The organism is Actinosynnema sp. NPDC050801 (assembly GCF_040673975.1).
Lineage (GTDB): Bacteria > Actinomycetota > Actinomycetes > Mycobacteriales > Pseudonocardiaceae > Actinosynnema.
On the sequence record NZ_JBFAQZ010000016.1, the window covers coordinates 64,348 to 86,267 of the forward strand.

Genomic DNA, 21,920 nt, shown 5'->3' on the forward strand with positions numbered 1-21,920 from the left:
TTACCGGGTGCTCTCCCGCGGGATGAGCGTGGGTTTGGGCGACCAGCGCTCGACGACCTCGACACCCGCGATGAGCTCCAGCACGGACTCGGCGACGGTCACGCCGAACTGGTGCACGTCGACGCTCATCGTGGTCAGCGCGGGCGAGGCGAGCCGGCACAGGGACGAGTCGTCCCACGCGACCAGGCTCAGCCGATCCGGCACGGCGATGCCGAGCTCCTTGGCGACGCTCAGGCCCGCGACGGCCATCACGTCGTTGTCGTAGAGGATCGCGGTGGGCGGCTCGGCCGCGTTGAGCAGCGCGGTGGTGAGCTTCGCCCCGGATTCCTCCGAGTAGTCGCCCTCCACCACCACGGGCTCGACGCCCGCCTCGGCGCAGCCTTCGAGCAGGGCGGCGGTGCGCGCCCTGGTGTGCAGCAGGGTGTCCGGGCCGCTGACCCGGGCGATCCGCCGGTGCCCGAGTTCGAGCAGGTAGGCCAGGGCCTCGCGGACGGGGCCCGCGTCGTCGGTGCGCACCGCGGGCACGGCCAGCTCGTCCGGCTCGCCGACGTACAGCGCGGGCAGCCCCATCTCCCGCAGCACCGCCGGGCGGTGGTCGTCCACGGTGCGGTTCACCACCACGACCGCGTCCACCACACCGCCCGCCGCCCACCGGCGGTAGGCGGCGATCTCGGCGTCCTGGTTGCCCACGATGTGCAGCAGCACCGACCGGTCGTCCTCGGCCAGCCGTTCCTCGATGCCCGCGATGAACTCCATGAAGAACGGCTCCGCGCCCAGCAGCCGCGCGGGGCGGGCCAGGACGAGGCCGACGGAGCCGGTCCAGCCGGTGGTCACGTGCGCACCGCGCTGAGGCTGTTGGCCGATCGCAGCACCAGCGGACCGGCGAGCGCCGACGGGTCGGCGAGCTCGGTCGCGGTCCGGACCAGGAACGAGTGCGCGCCGCCCGCGGCGAGGGTCACCAGGGTGTCGTCCACGACGGCGTCCTCGGCGACCCGGTCGGCCAGCACGGCGACGTCGCGGGCGAAGGAGGACGCGGTGACGTCCACCCGGTAGCCCTCGGCCACCCGGCGCACCTCGGCGGTCAGCGGCGCGGGGTCGTAGGACAGCTCCAGGTCTTCCCGGAACAGGTGCGCGGTGCGCGCGTCGGCCGTGCTCACCACCAGCACCTCCCCCTTCGGGTCGCCCGGCGTGCGGAGTTCGGCCGCCAGGTCGAGCCGCGCCACCGACCGGGCCGGCACGTCGAGCGGGAGTTTAACCGCCGCGAGCACCTCGCCCGCGAACGTCTGGCGTTCCAGCACGACGTCGCCGGTCCAGACCTCGTCGGTGTCGTTGACCGCGATCAGGGCGTCCACGCCGTCGCGCGGCTGGACGGTGAGCAGGCGCGGCGCGAAGGCGTGCTTGAGCGCGTAGTACAGCGGCTTGGGCCGCTCGTCGCCGTCGATCGCGGCCCACGACGTGACCGGCCAGCAGTCGTTGAGCTGCCACACCAGCGCGCCCGCCGTGCGGGGCCAGTGGGAGCGGAAGTGCTCGACGCCGAACGCGACCGCGCGCGCCTGGTTGAGCTGGGTCGCCCAGTGCCAGTCCTCGAACGGCCAGTCCTCGGCCGCGGCGGGCGCGGGCAGGTGCGGCGCGAGGCCGCGGTCGAGCTTGCCGTTGCCGTCCTCGGCCTTCTGGTGCAGCAGGAACGCGGGCGAGGTCGGCGTCATCGGCTCGTCGTGCACCCACTTGGTGAGCGTCGCCCAGGTCGGCGGTCCCTGGAAGCCGAACTCCGAGCAGAACCGCGGCGTGGCGTCGCGGTAGTGGGTGTAGTCGACCCGGTTCCAGACCTCCCACTCGTGGCGGGTGCCGTGGGTGTCCTCGTTGGGGTGCAGGTCGCCGGGGCTGTACGGGCTGCCCGGCGAGTAGTGCCTGGTCGGGTCGAGCTCGGCGACGACCTCCGGCAGCAGTTCGGTGTAGTAGCGCAGGCCCCAGGAGCGGCCCTGCAACTGCTCGCGCCAGCCCCAGTCGGCGAAGCCCCACAGGTTCTCGTTGTTGCCGTTCCACAGCGCCAGGGACGCGTGCGAGGTCAGCCGGGCGACGTTCTCGCGGGCCTCGGCCTCGACCTCCTCCCACAGCGGCGACTCCTCGGCGTAGGCGGCGCAGGCGAACAGGAAGTCCTGCCAGACCAGCACGCCGCGTTCGTCGCAGACGTCGTAGAAGTCCTCGGTCTCGTAGATCCCGCCGCCCCAGATCCGGAGCATGTTCATGTTCGCGTCGATGGCCTGCTCGACCCGGCGGACCAGGCGGTCGCGCGTGACGCGGGTGAGGAAGTGGTCGTCCGGGATCCAGTTGGCGCCCTTGGCGAACACCGGCTTGCCGTTCACCACGAAGGTGAACGGGGTGCCGACCTCGTCGGGCGTGGTGTCGACGATGATCGTGCGGAAGCCGATGCGGCGGTCGACGCGGTCGACGTCCTCGCCGCCGGACCGCAGAATGACGTCCAGGTCGTAGAGGGGGTGGTCGCCGTAGCCCACGGGCCACCACAGGTCGACGTCGGGCACCTCGACGGTCACCACGGCGGCGTCGCCCTCGACCCGCACGTGCCGCTCGACGCCGGCCACGGTCGCGACCGCGGTGAGCTCGGTGTCGCGGGCGCGGTCGACCTCGACGTGCACCTCGACCCGGCCGGTGCCGTCCTCGTCCACCGTGACCAGGGGGCGGACCCGCGCGAGCCGCGCCTCGGTCCAGCGCTCCAGCCGCACGGGCTTCCAGATGCCCGCGGTCTGCAGGTCGGGGCCCCAGTCCCAGCCGAACGAGCAGGCCATCTTGCGCACGGCGTTCATCGGGTGCGGGTAGGCGCGGTCGCGCCAACCCAGCGCCGCCTCCTGCTCCTCGGCGTAGGCGAGGGCGGAGCGGAACGTGACCACGAGCTCGTTCGGGCCGTCCACGAGGTGCTCGCGCACGTCGAAGCGGTACGAGCGGAACATGTTGGCCGTGCGGCCGAGGACGTGGCCGTTGAGGGTGATCGTGGCGACGGTGTCGAGGCCGTCGAAGGCCAGCTCGACCTTCTCGCCCGACTTGGCGGCCTCGGCCTCGAAGGTCAGGGCGTAGCGCCAGTCGGCGCGGTGCATCCAGGCCAGCTCGGCTTCGTTGGTGTCCAGGTACGGCTCGGGGATCAGACCCGCCGCGAGGAGGTCGAGGTGCGTGCTGCCGGGTACGGCGGCGGGCACCAAGCGGTCGGCGACGACCGCCGGGATCGGCCCACCCACCGCGCTCAGGCGCCACCCGTCGTGCAAGGTCGTGCGGATCATCGTTCCTCTTTCCCGGCGGGGGGCGGTGGGTTTCTGCCGTGTGACATCCAAGGTATGGCGATTCTTACGCCAGCAACTAAAGTAAGTCAACGAGGTTCACCACCAGAGAGGAAGACCACAAGTGGCAGACGTGACGCACCTGCGGGCCGCAGGTGTGAGCCTGGTGCTCGACTTCTCCGGGGGCACGCTGCCCCGGGTCCGCCATTGGGGCGCCGACCTGGGCGAGCTCTCCGAGTCCGAACTGGACGCCGTGCTGCTGGCACAGGCACCGCACCCCATCGGCTACTCGGTGGACGGCGCGGTCGACGTGGCGGTGCTCCCCGAGCAGTCGGCAGGCTGGCTGGGCACGCCCGGGGTCATCGGCAACCGGGGCGGACGGGACTTCTCGACCGCGTTCCGGGTCGTGTCGGTCGACGGGCCGGTCGTGCGCGCGGTGGACGAGGTCGCCGGGCTCGGGCTGGAACTGGTCGTCGAGCTGACCCCGTCCGGGCTGGTGCGGCAGCGGGCCGTGCTGTCCAACACCGGCTCCTCGGACTTCACCGTGGACGCGGTCAACCTGACCCTGCCGGTACCGGCGCAGGCGGTCGAGATCCTGGACTTCACCGGTCGGTGGACCCGGGAGCGCAGCCCGCAGCGCACCCAGTGGACGCACGGCCTGCGCGTGCGGGAGAACCGGACCGGTCGGACCGGCTACGACTCCGCGTACCTGTTCGCCGCGGGCACCGCCGGGTTCGGCAACCGCTCGGGCGAGATCTGGGCCGTGCACACGGCCTGGTCGGGCAACCACCGCACGTTCGCCGAGCGCACCTACCACTCGGTGTCGCTGCTCGGGTCCGGTGAGCTGCTGCTGTCCGGCGAGGTCGTGCTGGCGCCCGGCGAGTCCTACTCGTCGCCGTGGCAGTACGCGTCCTACGGGCACGGGTTGGACGAGGTGTCCGCGCGGTTCCACCGGCACCTGCGGTCGCGCCGGTCGCACCCGACGTCGCCGCGCCCGGTCGTGGCGAACACCTGGGAGGCGGTGTACTTCGACCACGACCTGGACCGGCTCAAGGCGCTGGCGGACGCCGCCGCCTCGGTCGGCGCCGAGCGGTTCGTGCTGGACGACGGCTGGTTCGGGTCGCGGCGCGACGACCGGCAGGGCCTGGGCGACTGGTACGTGTCGGACGAGGTGTGGCCCGACGGGCTGGGCCCGCTGACCGACCACGTGACCGGGCTCGGGATGCAGTTCGGCATCTGGGTCGAGCCGGAGATGGTCAACCCCGACTCGGACCTGGCGCGGGCGCACCCGGACTGGATGATGGCCGCGGGCGACCGGCTGCCCGGCTCGGCGCGGCACCAGCAGGTGCTGGACCTGGCCCGGCCGGAGGCGTTCGCGCACATCCTGGAGCGGCTGGACGACCTGCTGACCAAGTACCCGGTGTCGTACCTGAAGTGGGACCACAACCGGGACCTGGTCGACGCGGGGCACCGGCCGACCGGGCGCGCGGGCGTGCACGGGCAGACGCTGGCGGTCTACCGGCTGCTGGACGAGCTGCGGCGGCGCCACCCCGACGTGGAGGTCGAGTCGTGCTCGTCCGGTGGTGCGCGGGTGGACCTGGAGATCCTGGAGCGCACCGACCGGGTGTGGGTGTCGGACTGCATCGACGCGCTGGAGCGGCAGTCGATGCAGCGGTGGACCAACGCGCTGATCCCGTTGGAGCTCATGGGCACGCACGTGGGCGCCGGCGCGTCGCACACCACGCATCGGCAGCACCCGATCGACTTCCGGGCGGGCACGGCGCTGTTCGGGCACTTCGGCATCGAGTGGGACCTCACGGCGGCGTCGGCGGAGGAGTTGGCGCGGCTGACGTCGTGGGTGGCGCTGTACAAGGAGTTGCGCCCCCTGCTGCACACCGGCGTGTCGGTGCACGGCGACCACCCGGACCCGGCGATCGAGGTGCACGGCGTGGTGGCGCAGGACGGTTCGGACGCCGTGTTCGCCATCGTCGCGCTGGCCACGTCGGCGTCGTACCCGCCCGGCGCGGTCCGCCTGCCCGGCCTCTCCCCCGACCGCTCGTACCACGTGCGTCCTTGCGCGCCCGGTGACCTGCCGGACGGCAACGCGCACAACTGGGGCGTGCAGCTGCCGTGGTGGTCGCCGGAGGGCATCACGCTGCCCGGCCGGGTGCTGGACTCGGCCGGCGTGCAAGCCCCGGTCCTCTACCCGGAACGCTTGGTGCTGGTGCGCGCGACGGCGGTGTGATCAGACGGACGAAAAGCGGCGGCCGCGAGTGCTCTCCGGTACTCGCGGCCGCCGCTGGCGGTGGAACGGCCGGTGCGCGGGCTCCCGGCCGGTGTCGGGGCGTGCGACGGCGGTCTAGCGGCGGTCCGGTGCGATTGGTTACCGTCGACGCACGAAGCGTCAGCTGACCGACCAGGAAGAACCCGTGAACCCTCGACTCATCCTGGCCGGTGTCGCTGTCGTGGCGGCGGCCCTGACCGCCTGCGGCGGCCCGGCCGACGGTCCGCTCGGCCAGACCACCGAAGGCACCACACCCCAGAGCACACCCCAGAGCACCGCCACGTCGCAGAGCACCACCGCGCCGCAGGTCGGCCCCAGCAGAGGTGGCCTGCTGGACGGCGCCGACCCGTGCGACCTGCTCACCAAGGCCGAGGCGGAGCAGGTCACCGGCGCGCAGACCGCCGACCCGGTGGTGGAGCAGCTCGGCTCGGCGCGGGTGTGCAACTTCGCGCCGCAGGAGGCGCGGCTCGGCGTCGGTATCCGGACCACCTCCGGCCTGGACCAGGTGCAGTCCAACGGCAACGTGGTGCAGGACCTCGTGATCGGCCGGCACCAGGCCAAGCAGGCCGTCGGCGCCACGGGCAGCTGCGGGATCTTCATCGGCGTCACCGAGTCGTCCCGGGTCGACGTCGTGCTGAACTCGGGCAGCCCCGACGAGGACCCGTGCCCGGCGGCGATGCGGGTCGCCGAACTGGTCGAGCCGAGGCTGCCCTAGCACCGGTGCGGCGGTCAGGCCGCCCGGTGCGGCGGTCAGGCCGTCAAGCGCACCACGACCGCGGCCGGGGTGGCGCCGGTGTGGGTGGCACGCAGCACCGCGCGTTCCGCGTCCCACTCGAAGGCCCACTCCGGCGACGTCACCGGGAACACCGGGGACACCGCCACGTCCCGCCCGCGCAGGTGCGGCACCGGCAGGTCGACGGCCGGTGCGGCGTCGGGCAGGCGCCACACCGTCAGGTAGCCGTTCTCGGCGGCGCGCAGGCCCTGCGCCACCCAGGGACCGGTGCGGCCGGTCAGGCCCAACGGCCAGAACGGCACCGACGCGGCGATCTCCGGTCGCAGTCCCTTGTGGACGGTCACCGCCTCGCGGACCAGCCCCCGCTGCGCCGCGTCCATCAGGTCGACCCGGCCCGCCAGGTACAGCCGACCCAGGATGCCGGTCGCCAGCGTGAACGCGGCTTCCGACGTGGTCATCCCCGGTTGCGCGTAAGCCCAGTTGCCCGCCTGCTCCGGCAGCACGGACGCGGGCGCGGCGGCCGCGATCGGCGGGTACAGCAACGGGTTCTGCTGGTCCGAGGTGGACTGGAGGTGCAGCCGCGACATCATCGCGTAGTCCATCCGCATGGCGCCGGACGCGCAGTTCTCCAGCAACAGCCCGGGATGGCGCGCCAGCACCGCGTCCAGCCACGCCAGGTGCGCCCGGTTGTGCCCGAGCAGCCCGTCGCCCGGCGCGACGCCACCGACGTCGGTCCCGGCGCCGGGCATGATGTTGTAGTCCAGCTTGAGGTAGCCGATGCCGAACTCGCCGACGAGCCGGTCGACGACCTCGTCCACGTGGCGGACCGCCGCGGGGTGGCGGAAGTCCAGGTGGAACCGGCCGTGCTCGCCCACCCGCGCGCCCTGGCGCTGGAAGAAGGCCTCGTTCGGCAGGGACCTCGCCAACGCCGACCGCACGCCGACGACCTCCGGCTCCAGCCAGATCCCGGGCACCATGCCGCGCTCCCGGACGCGGTCGGCGACCTCGCCGAACCCGCCGGGGAACCGGGTCCGCGACGGGCGCCACTCGCCGACGCTGTCCCACCACTTGCCGTCCTCGTCGTACCACCCCGCGTCGACGCAGAAGTAGTCCGCGCCGACGTCGGCGGCGGCGTCGACCAGCGGCAGCAGCTTCTCCGTGGTCGGGTCGCCCATGAGGGTGTTCATGTAGTCGTTGAAGATCACCGGCAGCTCGGGCGCACGGCGGCTGCGGACCGTGGCGCGGCGCTGCCGCGTCAGCGCGGCGAACGCCTCGTCCACGCCGCCCGCCGCCACCGCGACCGACACCGGCACGGTGGTGAAGCCGTGCCCGGCCGACACGACCCGCGACCACTGGTGCTCGGCGTCGGTCGGCCCCAGGACCGCCACGTACGCGCCCGCGACGGTCTCGCCGACCTCCCAGTGCCACGCGCCGTTGTGCTCGACCTGCCACGCCATCGCCCAGCTGTCGTCCCGCGCCACCAGCACACCGGTGGGCAGGTGCTCACCGGTGGACCACGAACTGCGCGACGTCAACGCGAACCTGCTGCGCGACGCGTGGTGGTGCACGGTCGGGTCCATGGACACCAGACCGGCCTCGCGCAGCGGCGTGCGGTGCCAGCGCGACTCGGCGACCCAGTCCGAGTCGCCGTGCACGAGGTCGACCTCGTCCACCGAACGGCCGGCGTCTACCAGGAACGCCCCGGTCGACAGCGAGGTCACGGCTTGCAGGCAGACCTCGCCGTCGCCCTCGACGTCGACCTCGGTCCACGTCCGCACCGCGGGCACGCCGGCCACCCCCTGGAAGACCGACGTCACCACCAGCCCGCTCACCGGGTCGTGCTGCACGACCCGGAGCTCGTCGACCGAGGCGACGTGCGAGCGGTACCGCAGGCGCGCGCCGATCGTGGTGTCGGCGTAGCGGTGGCTGCCGGGGAACCGGCCGTGGCCGAGCGCCTGCACCTCGACCAGCGGCACGCCGACGCCGTCCGGCGGTCCGCCCGGCCGCGTCGAGACCAGGCTGACCGGCCTGTCCTCGGCGTGGCCGAGCACCAACCGGATGGCGCCGGTGGACCAGGTGACCGTCATGTGGCGACTTCCTCCCACACCCCGGTGTTGTGGTCGTACGCGGCGGCGGCGCCCGCCCGTTCCACGTCCGCGGGGTCGATCTCGACGGCCCGGCCGCGCGCCTCCGGGTTCGGTGCGGCGGAGGCGAGGATCTTGGTGTACGGGTGCTGCGGGTTGAGGATCACCTCGTCGGCGGGTCCCCGCTCGACCACGCGCCCCTTGTAGAGCACGAGGATGTCGTCGGAGAAGTGCCGCGCGGTGGCCAGGTCGTGGGTGATGTAGAGGACGGCCAGGTCCTCCTCGCGCTGCAACCGCGACATCAGGTTCAGCACGCCCAGCCGGATCGAGACGTCCAGCATCGACACCGGCTCGTCGGCCACCACGACCTTCGCGCCGGGCGCCAGCGCCCGCGCGATGGCCACCCGCTGCCGCTGACCGCCGGACAGCTCGTGCGGCCGGCGGCCGGCGATCTCGCGGCCGGGCAGCGACACGCGTTCCAGCAGGCGCACCACGTCGTTCCAGCCGTGCGGCTTGCCGTGCAGCTTCAACGGCCGCGCCAGGTGGTGCTCGATGGTGTGGAACGGGTTCAGCGAGGCGAACGGGTCCTGGAACACCATCTGCACGTTGTCCCGGTACTCCCGCTCGGGCACCCGGTCGCCGTCCGGCCCGGTCACCGTGATGGAGCCGGCGCTGGGCTTCTCCAGCCGGGCGATCATCCGGGCGATGGTCGACTTGCCCGAACCGGACTCGCCGACCAGCGCGACCGTGCGGCCGGGCGTGAGGGTGAACGACACGTTGTCCACCGCGCGCAGCCGCACCCGGCGCAGGCCCACCCGCACGTGGAAGTCCTTGACCAGCTCTTTCGCCGCCAACGTGGTCATCGGACGCCTCCGGAGGGGGTGGGCTCGCCGGACCGGTCGACCGGCGTCATCTGCTCGCCGGAGCGGACGAACGAGCCGCGTTCGCCGGTCAGGCTGGGGAACGAGTCGAGCAGCTGGCGGGTGTAGGGGTGCTCGGGCTGCTCGAACATGTCCTGCGCGGGCCGGTACTCGACGACCTCGCCCTCCTTCATCACCGCGATGCGGTCGGCGAGTTCGAGCAGCAGCGGCAGGTCGTGGGTGATGAACAGCACGGCGAAGCCGATCTCGTCGCGCAGCCGGAGGATCTCGCGCAGGATGCCGCGCTGCACGACCACGTCCAGCGCGGTCGTCGGCTCGTCCATGATCATGACCTGCGGGTCGAGCAGCAGCGCCATGGCGATCATCACGCGCTGCCGCATGCCGCCGGACAGCTCGTGCGGGAAGGAGCTGAGCCGGCGCACGTCCACGCCGACCAGCTTGAGCACCTCCTCGCACTTGGCCCTGCGCTGCGCCTTGGTCATCTCCGGCCGGTGCGTGGTGAGCACGTCGTCGAGCTGCGCCCGGACGGTGATGACCGGGTTCAGCGCGTTCATCGCGCCCTGGAACACCATCGACAGCTTCGACCAGCGGAACGCCCGCAGCTCGCCGGGCGTCAGCGCGAGCACGTCGACGTCGCCGCCCTCGCGGTCTTGGCCAGAACGATCGTGGAACGTGACGGAGCCGGTGGTCACCTCCGCGGGCGGCCGGTGCAGCCGGTTGATCGCGTAGGCCAGGGTCGTCTTGCCGCAGCCGGACTCGCCGGCCAGGCCGAGGATCTCGCCGCGCCGCAACGTGATCGACACGTCCTTGACCGCGTGCACCGGGTGCTCCACCTGGTAGACGACGGACAGGCCGTCCACGGTCAGCACCACGTCGTCGTCCGTGCGGTCCGCGGGCTCGGGCGTGCGCACGACCTCGGCCTTGCTGCGCCGGGGGATGTCGCGCAGCTTCGGGTTGATGATCTCGTCGATGCTGAAGTTGACCAGCGCCATGCCGCAGCCGAACAGGGCGATGACCAGGCCCGGCGGTACGAACCACCACCACGCCCCGCGTTGCAGCGCGAAGCTGTTCTGCGCGTAGTAGAGCATCGTGCCCAGCGTGGACGAGTTGGACGCGCCCAGGCCGAGGAACGACAGGCCGGCCTCGCTCAGGATCGCGTAGATCACCGAGAACACGAACTGCGAGGCCAGCAGCGGCAGCAGGTTCGGCAGGATCTCGACGGTGATGACCCGCCACGGCTTCTCGCCGGAGACCTTCGCGGCGGCCACGTAGTCCCGGTTGCGCAACGACAGCGTCTGCGCGCGCAGCACGCGGGCCGACGCGGCCCAGCCGGTGATCGCCAGCACCACCGCGATCGTCCACGTGCCGCGCTGGTCGGCGGGCACGAACGCGGAGATGACGATCACCAGCGGCAGGCCGGGGATCACCAGCATCACGTTGGAGAACAGGTTGAAGCCCTCGTCGACGTACCCGCCGATGTAGCTGCCGACGATGCCGAACAGCGCCGACAGGAAGGTCGCCATCACGCCGACCATCAGGCCGATGTAGAGCGATCCCCTGGTCGCGTGCGCGAGCTGCGCCACGACGTCCTGGCCGGTCCACGTGGTGCCCAGCCAGAACTCGCCGCCCGGCGGGGTCAGGCTGATGTCGCGGATCGCGTTCGGGTCGCCGACCAGCAGCGGGCCGACCACGCCGAGCAGCGTGATCAGCACGATCAGGACCAGGCCGACGCCGAGCTTGGGCGACCAGCGCGGCAGCATGGACCGCCAGCCGGCCCGGCCGCGTGGAGGCTCGACGGCGACAGCACTGAGATTCGTCACGGTGTCCGTTCTCCTTCTCAGCCGCTGACGCGGGTGCGCGGGTCGATGACGGCGTAGAGCAGGTCGACCACGAGGTTCGCGCCGAGCACGGCGACCGTGATCACCAGGAAGATGCCCTGCATGAGGGCGTAGTCGTTGTTCTGCACCGCTTGCAGGAGCTTGGACCCGATGCCGGGGTAGGAGAACACCTGCTCGGTGATGATCGAGCCGGACACCACGAACCCGAGCGAGATCGCGAAACCGGCCACCGACGGCAGCACCGCGTTGCGGGCCGCGTACCTGATCATGATCCGCGAGTCGCGCAGGCCCTTGGCCTTGGCGGTCAGCACGTAGTCCTCGGCGGTGGCCGACACCATCATGTTGCGCATGCCGAGCAGCCAGCCGCCGACGGAGGAGATGACGATGGTCAGCGCGGGCAGCGTGCCGTAGTAGATCGCCGAGCCGATGAAGTCGGCGTTCCAGCCGGGCCACAGCACGACGTCGTAGCCGCCCTGCAGCGGGAACCAGCCCCACGCGGAGGACAGCACCGCGACCAGGATCAGGGCCAGCCAGAAGTACGGCACGGCGGCCAGGACGGTGGTGGCGGGCACGAGGTTGTCCAACCACGTGCCGCGCCGCCACCCGACGAACGTGCCCAGCACGATGCCGAGGGCGAACGACAGGAACGTCGCGATGCCGACGAGCATCAGGGTCCAGGGCAGGGCCTCCGCGATGATCTGGGACACCGGTGTCGGGAACGAGCTCACCGAGATGCCCAGATCACCGCGGAACATGTTGCCCAGGTACGCGATGTACTGCTGGAGGAGCGGCTCGCCGCTGTTCGTGCCGAGCAGCAGCTCGTACGCCCTGCGGGCCGATGGGTCCACGGTGCCGCCGCGTTGCGCCAGCTTCGCCATCAGGATGTCCACCGGGTTGCCCGGCATGAGCCTCGGGATGAAGAAGTTCAGCGTCAGCGCCGCCCAGAGGGCGACCAGGTAGAACGCGAACTTTCGGGCGTAGTACCTCATCGGTCCGCCTATCGCCTCACTCAGTCGTTCACTGGCCGGCCGGCTTGAGCTTCAGGTAGATCTCGGAGTGCTCCGGGCGCGCCCAGACGGCCGGGAACGCGTAGAGGTCGTCCTTGGTGGGCCAACCGGTGAACTTCTTCGCGTTGAACTCGCTGGTGGTGCCGCCGGTCAGGACCGGGATGTACGGGATCGACTCCTCGATCCTGGTCTGGATGGTGTCGAAGTACGGCTGCCGGGCGGCGTCGTCCTCGGGGTCGATCCCCTTCAACGCGGCGAGCGCGGCGTCGACCTCGGGGTCGGAGAACCGGGCGAAGTTCGGGTTCGCCACCTCGCCGACCTTGGCCGTGGTGCCGGTGCTGAAGAAGTAGGAGGCGTTGTAGAACGGGTCGGGCGCGGGGCCCTGGTGCAGCGAGTCGATCAGCAGCTCGAACTCGCCGCGACCGCGCGCGTCGGACCACTCGTTCCAGGACAGCTGCTGCGCGGTGACCTTGATGCCGACCTTCTGCAGTTGCTGGCTCATCGTGTCGACGGCGGTGATGTAGTCGGTCCAGCCGGCGACGACCTTGAGGGTCAGGGCCAGCGGCTTGCCGTCCTTCTCGTAGACGCCGTCGCCGCCCTTGGTGTAGCCGGCGCTCTCCAGCAGCTGCGTGGCCTTGGCCTCGTCCGGCTGCATCGGCGCGGTCTTCTCCTTGAGCTTGCCGGAGATCTGGTCCTTGTCCCGGTCGAGCAGCGCCGCGCCGGGCGAGACCTCGCTGGAGGTGTTCTCGAACGCGAGCGCGTTGACCTGGGTGCGGTTGATCGCGTAGTAGATCGCCTTGCGCACGGCCACGTCGGTCTGCGGGCCCTGGCAGCCGAGGGCGGCGTTGGAGCAGGTGAACAGGGCCGTCTGGTTCATCGGGATGGTGATGGCCTTGTAGCCCGGGTAGTTCTTCTCGACGTTGGCGATGTCGGGCACCGGGCCGGTCTGCCAGTCGATCTGGCCCTGCCGCAGCGCGGCCTCACCGGACTGGTTGCCCGAGAGCGCCAGGTAGCGGACCTTCTTGAGGGCGGGCTCGCCGGAGTGGTAGCCCGGGTTGGCCTTGAGCGTGAAGGCCTGGGCCTTGAACTCGTCGAGCATGAACGGGCCGGTGCCCACGGGCTCCTTGACGACGTCCGCCGACGGGTTCGCGATGTCCTTCCACTTGTGCTCGGGGACCATCCAGATCCGGCCGAGGACCTGCGGACCCTCCATGTAGGACGGCTCGGAGAACTTGACCGACACGTGGGTGTCGTCCACGGCGGTCGCGACGCCCTTGTAGCCCGTGCCGTTCATGGCCGGGTTCTTGGTGATCATGTCGAGGGTGAAGACGACGTCCCTGGCGGTGAACTTCTGCCCGTCGGTCCACTTGGCGTCGTCGCGCAGCACGATGTCGAGCTGGGTGCCGTCGGCGTTCCACTCGAAGCTCTTGCCCAGCCGCGGCCTGGGTTCGACGTCGCGGATGTTGTTGAAGAAGAACAGCGGCTCGAAGATCGTGCCGGGGCCTTCGAGCATCGTCGGCGAGAACGGGTTGAAGTTCAGCTGCCAGTCACCGGACTGCCCGGTGTACACGATCAGCGTGTCCTTGTTCTCGTTACCGCCCGAGCTCGATCCGCCACACGCGGTTGCGAGCATGGCGACCGCGGCCAGTCCGGCCGCCGCCGTGCGCGCCCGTGAGAAGCGCCTTGCCTTCAGGAACATCGTCGATTCCTCTCGTGGCCCGAGACCGGCCGCGGTCCCGCGTTGAGGCAGATTGTTAAGTCATCGAAGAAACGAAGTCAACACCTCGGCGTCATCTACCGGTCAAGTTGCTACCCTTCGTCCAACGAACGAACTAAGACGGACGCGGGGGACCTGGTGAGCGGACCGGCGCGGGCGACGCAACACGCGAGCAGCAAGTCCGCCGTGCTCGACGTGATCCGCGCGGCGGGCACGATCAGCCGCGTAGGCCTGATCAACGCCACGGGTTTCACCGGTGCCACCATCTCGACGGTCGTCCGCAAGCTCATCGACGAGGGCCTGGTCGTGGAGACCGGCCGGGCGGAGTCGACCGGCGGCAAGCGGAGGGTGCTGCTCCAGCTCAACCACTCCTCCCGCTACGCCGTGGGCGTGCACCTGGACCACGCGGGCATCACCTACGTGCTGACCAATCTCGGCGGATCGGTCGTGGCGCGCATTTCGAGGGCGGGCGCGGGCGCGGCCGAACCGCGGACCGTGGTGGCGCGGATGGCCGCCGAGGTGAAGGGCCTGATCGACGGCGTCGGCGTGGACCGCACCACCGTGCTCGGCCTCGGCCTGGTCTCCCCCGGGCCGCTCAGCTCGGACACCGGCATGGGCCTGACCCCGCCGTCCATGCGCAAGTGGGAGGACTTCCCGCTCGACCAGGAGCTGGAGCGGGCCACCAGCCTGCCGGTGGTGCTCGACAACGACGCCACGGCGGCGGCGCTGGGCGAGCACTGGTCGGGCGGCATCGGCGGCACGGCCATCTCGGCGGCGCTGTACATGGGCACGGGCATCGGCGCGGGTCTGATCATCAACGGCATCACCTACCGCGGCAGCAGCGGCAACGCCGGGGAGATCGGGCACATCTGCGTCGACGCGAACGGGCCGCAGTGCTGGTGCGGCGCGCGCGGGTGCGTGGAGGCGCTGGCCGGGCCCGCGGCGGTGGTCGCGGCCGCGCGGGCGGACGCGGCGCTGGCCCGTTCCGCGGGGTTGACCGGTCGGGCGAAGTCGGTGTCGTCGGACTTCGCGGCGGTGAGCCGGGCGGCGCGGCGGGGCGAGCCGTCGGCGTTGGCGATCCTGGAGCGGTCCGCGCGGTACATCGCGGTGGCGGCGCGCACGTTGGCCAACATCATGGACCTGGAGGTCCTGGTGCTGACGGGGCCGAGCTTCGCCATCGCCGGGTCGGTCTACCTGCCGGTCGTGCGCGACGAGCTGGACCGGGCCTTCTTCTCCCGCGCCGCGCACGGCGTCGACGTGCGACTGTCCCGTTCGGCCGCCACGGCGTCCGCGATCGGTGGCGCGGCGCTGGTCCTGCAGTCCGAGCTCGTGCCGCTGCACGAGGGCCTGCGGCTGCCGGACAACCTGGCCGACTCCGAGCCCGCCGCGCTGCCCGCCTCGGGGGCGTGAGCGGGTTCAGCGGTGCGGAGGCGTGAGCGGGTTCGGCGGCGCGCGGGCGTGAGCGGGTTCAGCGGTACGGGGGCGTGAGCGGGTTCGGCGGTGCGGGGGGCTGACCGGCTGCCCGGGCGGGCCCGACGGTTTCCCGCGGTGTCAGTGCGCGGAGCGCGCGGCCCAGAGCAGGCCGCGTTCCACCATCGTGCGGACGGGCGGTAGGGCGAGGTCGGCGGGGAAGTGGCCGATCGTGCAGGCGAAGACCCGGCCCGCGCCCCAGCGGCGCGTCCACACCGCCGGCACGGTCAGCTGCGCGTGCCACGGCGCCTCGGCGGCGAAGGTGGTCGTCGCGTGGACGTCGTTGAGGCCGTCCGACAGCACCCAGTACTGCTCGGTCCGCAACGGGAACCCGGACAGGCCTTCCACCACGGGGTGCGTGGAGGTGATCTCCACCCGGTGGTCCACGAAATCACCCGGGTGGGCGACGAACTGGCCGCCGACCAACTGCATGTACCCGCGGGAGTGGCGGAAGGCGTCGACCAGCCCGCCGTGCCAGCCGGCCAGCCCCGTGCCGCCCCGCACCGCGGCCTCCAGGCAGGCGAACTGGTCGTCGGTCAGCACGCCGTCGCTCCAGCACTGCAGGACCAGGTCGTAGGCGCCGAGCCCGGCGTCGTAGACCTCCAGCGAGTCCGACACGTCGACGGCGAAACCCGAGGACCGCAGGAACGGCAGGAAGGAGTCGGTGGCCTCCACCGGCGAGTGCCCGGCCCAACCACCGCGAACCACGAGTGCCTTCACGGGACCGAACCCTAGGCGATCGACCGGTCGTGGCGGCGGTGCCCGCGTCGTGTTGCGGCGTGGGCGGTCGACCCGGCGCGCCCCGGCCGGGCACCTCGGCCCACCGCCCGGTGGTCACGTCGCGGCGCGGGCGACCAGGCCGACCAGTTGGTTGACCAAGCCCTCGGTCAGGCCGTCGCGGACCAGCTCGGCCGCCGTCGGCCCGCCCATCTCCCGCATCACCTGCGCGACCGCGTCGGTCGGGTTCGCGTGCGGCCACAGGCCGGCCGTCATCACCAGGACCGCACCGGCGAAGTGCCGCGCCGCCGCCTCGTCCAGCACGGGCACGCGTGCCCGCACGAGGTCCGCCAGCCGGGCGGTCCGAGCGTGCGCGCGCCGCTTGAACACCCGCGCGAAGTCGACCCGGATGTTGCGCTCCAGCACCCCTGCCATGCCGCTGACCAGCTCGCACAGCAGCCGCCGGCGCAACAACGACGTCGCGACCGCCGTCGCCACCTCGACCGGGTCGGACACCTCCGCCAGCCGCTCCTGCACCTCGTCCAGCCAGGCGCCCCACTCCTCGTCCAGCACCTCCAGGAAGATCGCCTCCCGGCTGTCGAAGTACCGCAGCACGTTCGACTTCGCGAGGCCCACCCGGTGGCTCAGCTCGCGCAGGCTGATGTCGGCGACGGGCCGCTCCCGCAGCATCGCGCACGCCGTGTCGAGGATCGTCCGCCGCCGCTGCTCCACCTGCTCGGGCCGCCTGGCGCGCTGGAACTCCACCGCAGCAGGCTAACAGCCCACCGGTCTTTTGCCTGCCGTCACCGGGGGTCATCGCCTGCCCGTGGCCCGGGGGCTTCGCCTGCCCGTCGCGGCGTCTCACCCGCCTGTCACCGGGGTCTTCGCCGGGCGGTGCGATTGAGCGCCGTCACGCGGGGTAGGTGCCGGGGGTGCAGACGTTCCTGCCGTGCGCGACCTTCGGCCGCAGCGCCGCCGCCCTCGACTCGCGGCGGTTGGGCAAGCAGCGCGTGGAGACCTTGCAGATCCTGCGGGCCCTGGTCTGGCCCGAGTACGGCTGGAAGAACCACCCGGCCGTGGTGATGTGGCGCGGCTTCACGCCCGCGCTGGTCGCCTACGGCGTGGCGGTGTGCGACGAGTGGCGACGCCGGGGGCACCGGGACGGCGTGCGGGCCGTGCTGCTCGACTACACCGGCGGCCGGGAGCCGTCGTGGTCGTGGTGCCTGGCCGAAGGTCTGCTCCCGCCCTGGCTCGGCGACGACGACCTGCACCGCAGCCACCGGTCGGCCCTGCTGCGCAAGGACCCCGACTTCTACCGCCCGCTGTTCCCCGACGTCCCGGACGACCTCGACTACGTCTGGCCCGGACCGGTGTTCCCGCTGGACCTGCCCGACACGCCCGGCCTGGTCGCGTGCCGGCTCGATCGCCCCGCCCTGCCCGACGAGCACCTCCCGCCGGCGCCACCGCTCGACCACCGACCCGGCCCGTCGGTCGCCCGCGTGCCCACCGAGGCCGACCTGGCGGCCATGCGGGCCGAGGCGACCGACCCGCGTCCGGTCCGGTTCTTCCGCCGCGGCCAACGCCTACCCACCCCGACCAGCCGTTTCACCCTGCGGGTGAATCTCCCGGAAAAAAGTTCGGCGTAGTTGTCGATCCGGTGGGGTCCCCGTTCGTCGCCTTGGTGAGACCACCGAGCAGGGGAGCCCGAGATGACCACCACGAACGACACCCGCGCCGCCGCCCGCACCACCGCCGTGAGCACCGCCACCGGCACCGGCAGGCGCAACGACCTGGTGCTCGCCGCGTTCCGCATCGTCGTGTCGTTCCTGTTCGGCTGCCACGGCCTGCAGGGCCTCGGTTTCCTCGGCGGGATCGACGGCCAGGGCACCGCGGTGCCGTTCGGCTCCTGGCCGGGCTGGTACGGCAGCGTGATCGAGCTGGTCGGCGCGGTCCTGGTGCTCGTCGGCCTGGCCGCGCGCCCGGCGGCGTTCGTGCTCTCCGGCGTGATGGCCTACGCCTACTTCACCGTCCACCAGCCCGAGGCGCTCCTGCCGGCGCACAACACGGGTGAGCTGGCCGCCGTCTACAGCTGGGTGTTCCTGCTGCTCGCCGCCTTCGGCCCCGGCGCCTTCTCGCTCCAGCGCGCCCTGCGCAAGCGGACGCGGACCGGCAGGTAGGCACGGAGCCGGAACGAACGCCCGCCGACGGCGCGCCTCCTCCCGGAGGTGCGCCGTCGGCGTGTTCAGGCCCCACGTGCGTGGGCACCCTGCGGGCATGGCCGAGACTCCGATCAAGTACCCAGGGTTGACCGACGACGTCCGCCCCACGCCGGACCACGGCGAGACGACCTACCGCGGCACGGGACGCCTGACCGACAAGAGGGCCGTGATCACCGGTGGCGACTCCGGCATCGGCCGCGCCGTCGCCCTGGCGTTCGCCCGCGAGGGCGCCGACGTGCTCATCACCTACCTGCCGGAGGAGGAGAAGGACGCCCGCGACACCGCCCGGCTGGTCGAGGAGGCCGGTCGCAAGGCGGTCACCGTCGCCGGCGACCTGACCGAGGAGTCGCACTGCGCGGCCGTCGTGGCCCGCGCCGTCGAGCAGTTCGGCGGCATCGACGTCCTGGTCAGCAACGCCGCCTACCAGATGGCGCAGGACGGCGGCCTGCTCGACATCACCACCGAGCAGTTCGACCGGGTCATGAAGACCAACGTCTACGCGATGTTCTGGCTGTGCAAGGCGGCCGTGCCGCACATGCCCGAAGGCTCCTCGATCATCACCACGTCGTCCATCCAGGGCTTCCAGCCCTCGTTCCAGCTGCTCGACTACGCCACCACCAAGGCCGCGATCGTGAACTTCACCAAGGGCCTGGCGCAGAACCTGGTCGACCGCGGGATCCGGGTGAACTCGGTCGCGCCCGGTCCGGTGTGGACGCCGCTCATCCCGGCGACCATGCCGCCGGAGAAGGTGGAGGGCTTCGGCGAGCAGTCGCCCATGGGCCGGGCCGGGCAGCCCGCCGAGCTCGCGCCGCTGTACGTGTTCCTGGCCTCGGCCGAGTCGAGCTACATCACCGGTGAGGTCATCGGCGTGACCGGCGGCTCGCCGATCACGTAGAACCGCTGGTCAGAGGCTCGTCAAAAAATCTTGGAAGAATTTCGGGCCGCGTGTCGATCCAGCACCCCGTCCGATCGTCGCGTCAGCAGGGCCAGGATGGACCGGCCGACGGACCCGACAGGGAGATCGAAATGCGTTTCATGGTGATCGTGAAGGCGACCGAGGAGACCGAAGCCGGCGCCCAGCCGACCGAGGAGCAGCTCAACGAGATGGGGGCGTTCAACGAGGAGCTGGTCAAGGCGGGCGTGCTGCTGGCGGGCGAGGGTCTGCACCCCAGCGCCAAGGGCGCGCGGGTCTACTTCTCCGGCGACCAGCGCACCGTCGTCGACGGGCCGTTCACCGAGACCAAGGAGCTGATCGCGGGTTTCTGGCTGCTGGAGCTCAAGTCGCTGGAAGAGGCGGTCGAGTGGGTGAAGCGGGTGCCGAACCCCACCGGCTCGGAGTCCCAGATCGAGATCCGGCAGGTCTTCACCGAGGACGACTTCGTCAACGCCTCCGAGGAGCTCAAGGCGCGCGAGCGCGAGCTGCGCGCCGAGCAGGAGGCCCGCGCCAACGGCTGACCCGACCGGCGGCGCGCGTGGCGTCCGCTTGCCGACGCGCATCGGTAGCTGATCTGATCCCGGGTCGTGATGGCTACCGATGCGCGTCGTGCGGTGGAGGCCGTGTGGCGGATCGAGTCCGCCCGCCTGATCGCCGGTCTGGCGCGGATGGTGCGCGACGTCGGCCTGGCCGAGGAACTGGCCCAGGACGCGCTGGTCAGCGCCCTGGAGCAGTGGCCGGAGCACGGCGTGCCGCGCAACCCCGGTGCGTGGCTGATGACGGCGGCGAAGAACCGGGCGGTCGACCAGTTCCGGCGCGGGCGGAACTACCAGCGCAAGCTCGCGGAGATCGGGCGGGACACCGCGTTCGACCACGCGCCGGACGCCGCCGCCGGGGTCGGTGAGATCGACGACGACCTGCTGCGGCTGGTGTTCACCGCGTGCCACCCGGTGCTGTCGACCGAGGCGCAGGTGGCGTTGACCCTGCGCATGTTGGGCGGCCTGACCACGGACGAGATCGCCCGCGCGTTCCTGGTGCCCGAGGCGACCGTGGCGCAGCGGATCGTGCGGGCGAAGAAGGCGCTGGCCAAGGCCGGTGTCCCGTTCGAGGTCCCGGCGGAGGACGAGCGGGACGCCCGGCTGGCGTCCGTGCTCGGCGTCATCTACCTGATCTTCAACGAGGGATACTCGGCCACCGCGGGCGAGGACTGGATGCGCCCGGCGCTGTGCGAGGACGCGCTGCGGCTGGCCCGCGTGCTGTCCGGCCTCATGCCGCGCGAACCCGAGGTGCACGGCCTGGTGGCGTTGCTGGAGGTCCAGGCGTCCCGGGCCAAGGCCCGCGTCGGGCCGGACGGCGAACCCGTGCTGCTGCTGGAGCAGAACCGGGCGCGCTGGGACCAGCTGCTGATCCGGCGCGGTCTGGCGGCGTTGGCGAAGGCCGAGTCGTTGGGCGGCGCGGACGGCCCGTACGCGCTCCAGGCGGCGATCGCCGCGTGCCACGCGCGGGCACGCGTGCCGGAGGACACCGACTGGACCCGCATCGCGGGCCTGTACGAGGCGCTGTCGCTGGTCGCGCCGTCACCGATCGTCGAGCTCAACCACGCGGTGGCGATCGGGATGGCGTTCGGGCCGGCGGTCGGCCTGGAACTGGTGGACGAGTTGGTGGACGAGCCCGCGTTGAAGGGCTACCACCTGCTGCCGAGCGTGCGCGGCGACCTGCTGGCGAAGCTGGGCCGGCACGGTGAGGCGCGGGAGGAGTTCGAGCGGGCGGCCGGGCTCACCCGCAACGAGCGGGAGCGCAAGCTGCTGCTCGACCGCGCGGCCGGCTGTTAGGCGCGATCGGCGGCCCGCGCGACCGGCGGGGGTGCCACCGGCGCCGGGTCAACGGCGGTCGAGGCGGATGCGCACGGCGAAGCCCGCGCAGAGGATGACCGCCAGCCCGCCCAGGGCGGTCGGCCAGGTCAACTGCTCGCGCAGCAGCAGCGCCGCCCACCCGATGGTCAGCACGGGCTGGACCAGCTGCACCTGGCTGACCTGCGCCATCGGGCCGACGGCCAGGCCGCGGTACCAGGCGAAGAAGCCCAGGAACATGCTCACCACGGCCAGGTAGGCGAACGCCGCCCACTGGACCGCGGTCCCCGCCGGCGGCTGCCGGACCGCCGAGACCGCCGCCAAGGTGATCATCACCGGCGAGGACAGCACGAGTGCCCAGGACACCGTCTGCCACGAGCCGAGCTCACGGGCGAGCAGCCCGCCTTCCGCGTAACCGACCGCCGCCGTGGCGACCGCGCCGAACAGCAGCAGGTCCGACCAGCGCGGCGGCCCGAACCCGCCGCCCGACAGCGACGCGAACACGAGCGCGGCGAGCACGCCCGCCGCGGCCGTGCCCCAGAACGCCGACGGCGGCCGTTCCTTGCCGCGCAGCACGGCCATGACCGCGGTCGCCGCCGGCAGCAGCGCGATCACGACGGCGCCGTGCCCGGCCGACGCGGTGGTGAGCGCGTAGGAGCTCAGCAGCGGGAAGCCGACGACGACCCCGCCCGCGACCACGGCCAGCCGCACCCACTGCGCGCCGGTCGGCCGGGGCTGCCGGGTCAGGGCGAGCGCGCCGGCGGCGAGCAGCGACGCGACGACCGCGCGTGCCGAACCGATGAACAGCGGGGACATGCCCACGACGGCGACCTTGGTGAAGGGCAGGGTGAACGAGAACGCCAGCACGCCGAGCAAGCCCCAGCCCAGGCCGTTCACGC

General features: G+C 72.0%; 18 protein-coding genes. 8 read left to right on the forward strand and 10 right to left on the reverse strand.

Annotated elements, in window-relative coordinates; genetic code table 11:
* The gene (locus tag AB0K14_RS29495; protein WP_360446664.1) at positions 1–834 is read right to left on the reverse strand and encodes a substrate-binding domain-containing protein; all 834 of its coding nucleotides are present in this window, start codon (positions 832–834) and stop codon (positions 1–3) included.
* Positions 831–3,290, reverse strand: a complete 2,460-nt coding sequence (locus tag AB0K14_RS29500) for a sugar-binding domain-containing protein (protein WP_360446662.1) — start codon at positions 3,288–3,290, stop codon at positions 831–833. Before AB0K14_RS29500 ends, AB0K14_RS29495 begins: the two co-directional genes overlap by 4 nt.
* A 121-nt stretch (positions 3,291–3,411) precedes the next feature.
* Here AB0K14_RS29500 and AB0K14_RS29505 point away from each other — a divergent pair, with 121 nt between their 5' ends.
* Both AB0K14_RS29505 and AB0K14_RS29510 read left to right on the forward strand, forming a co-directional pair.
* Positions 3,412–5,532 (forward strand): alpha-galactosidase, encoded by a 2,121-nt coding sequence (locus AB0K14_RS29505; protein WP_360446661.1) that lies wholly within the window; start codon positions 3,412–3,414, stop codon positions 5,530–5,532.
* A 184-nt stretch (positions 5,533–5,716) separates the two neighbouring features.
* Positions 5,717–6,286, forward strand: coding sequence for a DUF3558 domain-containing protein (locus tag AB0K14_RS29510; protein ID WP_360446660.1), 570 nt, complete (start codon positions 5,717–5,719; stop codon positions 6,284–6,286).
* A 35-nt stretch (positions 6,287–6,321) separates the two neighbouring features.
* Here AB0K14_RS29510 and AB0K14_RS29515 read toward each other — a convergent pair whose 3' ends face one another.
* Genes AB0K14_RS29515 through AB0K14_RS29535 form a run of 5 tightly spaced genes read right to left on the reverse strand, consistent with a single transcriptional unit; the run spans position 6,322 to position 13,813 of the window.
* A complete protein-coding gene (locus tag AB0K14_RS29515) occupies positions 6,322–8,391 on the reverse strand; it encodes a glycoside hydrolase family 36 protein (RefSeq protein ID WP_360446658.1) in 2,070 nt (689 codons plus the stop codon).
* A complete protein-coding gene (locus tag AB0K14_RS29520; protein ID WP_360446657.1) occupies positions 8,388–9,251 on the reverse strand; it encodes an ATP-binding cassette domain-containing protein in 864 nt (287 codons plus the stop codon). Before AB0K14_RS29520 ends, AB0K14_RS29515 begins: the two co-directional genes overlap by 4 nt.
* Complete coding sequence (locus tag AB0K14_RS29525; protein WP_360446655.1) at positions 9,248–11,089, reverse strand: dipeptide/oligopeptide/nickel ABC transporter permease/ATP-binding protein; 1,842 nt, start codon at positions 11,087–11,089, stop codon at positions 9,248–9,250. The genes AB0K14_RS29520 and AB0K14_RS29525 overlap by 4 nt, the downstream gene beginning before the upstream one ends.
* Before the next feature lie 17 nt (positions 11,090–11,106).
* Positions 11,107–12,096, reverse strand: coding sequence for an ABC transporter permease (locus tag AB0K14_RS29530; protein WP_360446653.1), 990 nt, complete (start codon positions 12,094–12,096; stop codon positions 11,107–11,109).
* A 28-nt stretch (positions 12,097–12,124) separates the two neighbouring features.
* Positions 12,125–13,813, reverse strand: a complete 1,689-nt coding sequence (locus AB0K14_RS29535) for an ABC transporter substrate-binding protein (RefSeq protein WP_360446651.1) — start codon at positions 13,811–13,813, stop codon at positions 12,125–12,127.
* A gap of 156 nt (positions 13,814–13,969) precedes the next feature.
* On the opposite strand from AB0K14_RS29535, the gene AB0K14_RS29540 reads away from it, so the two are divergent.
* Positions 13,970–15,241 (forward strand): ROK family transcriptional regulator, encoded by a 1,272-nt coding sequence (locus AB0K14_RS29540; RefSeq protein ID WP_360446649.1) that lies wholly within the window; start codon positions 13,970–13,972, stop codon positions 15,239–15,241.
* Positions 15,242–15,382: 141 nt separating this feature from the next.
* Here the strand turns inward: AB0K14_RS29540 and AB0K14_RS29545 are convergent, their stop codons facing one another.
* Together AB0K14_RS29545 and AB0K14_RS29550 are read right to left on the reverse strand one after the other, a co-directional pair.
* Entirely contained in the window at positions 15,383–16,021 is a 639-nt protein-coding gene (locus tag AB0K14_RS29545) for a ThuA domain-containing protein (RefSeq protein WP_360446647.1), read from the reverse strand.
* A gap of 114 nt (positions 16,022–16,135) precedes the next feature.
* Entirely contained in the window at positions 16,136–16,783 is a 648-nt protein-coding gene (locus tag AB0K14_RS29550; RefSeq protein WP_360446646.1) for a TetR family transcriptional regulator, read from the reverse strand.
* A gap of 167 nt (positions 16,784–16,950) precedes the next feature.
* Between AB0K14_RS29550 and AB0K14_RS29555 the strand changes: the two genes are divergently transcribed.
* The 5 genes from AB0K14_RS29555 to AB0K14_RS29575 all read left to right on the forward strand — a co-directional run bounded on the left by AB0K14_RS29555 (position 16,951) and on the right by AB0K14_RS29575 (position 21,003).
* Entirely contained in the window at positions 16,951–17,664 is a 714-nt protein-coding gene (locus tag AB0K14_RS29555; protein ID WP_360446644.1) for an MSMEG_6728 family protein, read from the forward strand.
* A 63-nt stretch (positions 17,665–17,727) separates the two neighbouring features.
* Positions 17,728–18,195, forward strand: coding sequence for a DoxX family protein (locus tag AB0K14_RS29560; RefSeq protein ID WP_360446642.1), 468 nt, complete (start codon positions 17,728–17,730; stop codon positions 18,193–18,195).
* Between the two features lie 97 nt (positions 18,196–18,292).
* Entirely contained in the window at positions 18,293–19,132 is an 840-nt protein-coding gene (locus tag AB0K14_RS29565; protein WP_360446640.1) for an SDR family oxidoreductase, read from the forward strand.
* Positions 19,133–19,263: 131 nt separating this feature from the next.
* Positions 19,264–19,692 (forward strand): YciI family protein, encoded by a 429-nt coding sequence (locus AB0K14_RS29570; protein ID WP_360446638.1) that lies wholly within the window; start codon positions 19,264–19,266, stop codon positions 19,690–19,692.
* Positions 19,693–19,761: 69 nt separating this feature from the next.
* Entirely contained in the window at positions 19,762–21,003 is a 1,242-nt protein-coding gene (locus AB0K14_RS29575) for an RNA polymerase sigma factor (RefSeq protein WP_360446636.1), read from the forward strand.
* Between the two features lie 48 nt (positions 21,004–21,051).
* Here AB0K14_RS29575 and AB0K14_RS29580 read toward each other — a convergent pair whose 3' ends face one another.
* Complete coding sequence (locus AB0K14_RS29580) at positions 21,052–21,918, reverse strand: DMT family transporter (protein ID WP_360446634.1); 867 nt, start codon at positions 21,916–21,918, stop codon at positions 21,052–21,054.
* Positions 21,919–21,920 lie beyond the last annotated feature (2 nt).

Excerpts from the sequence above, each read along its gene's own strand:
- AB0K14_RS29570 (WP_360446638.1), top strand. The coding sequence starts at position 19,264 with ATGCGTTTCATGGTGATCGTGAAGGCGACCGAGGAGACCGAAGCCGGC.
- AB0K14_RS29535 (WP_360446651.1), bottom strand. The coding sequence starts at position 13,813 with ATGTTCCTGAAGGCAAGGCGCTTCTCACGGGCGCGCACGGCGGCGGCC.
- AB0K14_RS29575 (WP_360446636.1), top strand. The coding sequence starts at position 19,762 with ATGGCTACCGATGCGCGTCGTGCGGTGGAGGCCGTGTGGCGGATCGAG.
- AB0K14_RS29500 (WP_360446662.1), bottom strand. The coding sequence starts at position 3,290 with ATGATCCGCACGACCTTGCACGACGGGTGGCGCCTGAGCGCGGTGGGT.
- AB0K14_RS29515 (WP_360446658.1), bottom strand. The coding sequence starts at position 8,391 with ATGACGGTCACCTGGTCCACCGGCGCCATCCGGTTGGTGCTCGGCCAC.
- AB0K14_RS29565 (WP_360446640.1), top strand. The coding sequence starts at position 18,293 with ATGGCCGAGACTCCGATCAAGTACCCAGGGTTGACCGACGACGTCCGC.
- AB0K14_RS29530 (WP_360446653.1), bottom strand. The coding sequence starts at position 12,096 with ATGAGGTACTACGCCCGAAAGTTCGCGTTCTACCTGGTCGCCCTCTGG.
- AB0K14_RS29520 (WP_360446657.1), bottom strand. The coding sequence starts at position 9,251 with ATGACCACGTTGGCGGCGAAAGAGCTGGTCAAGGACTTCCACGTGCGG.
- AB0K14_RS29560 (WP_360446642.1), top strand. The coding sequence starts at position 17,728 with ATGACCACCACGAACGACACCCGCGCCGCCGCCCGCACCACCGCCGTG.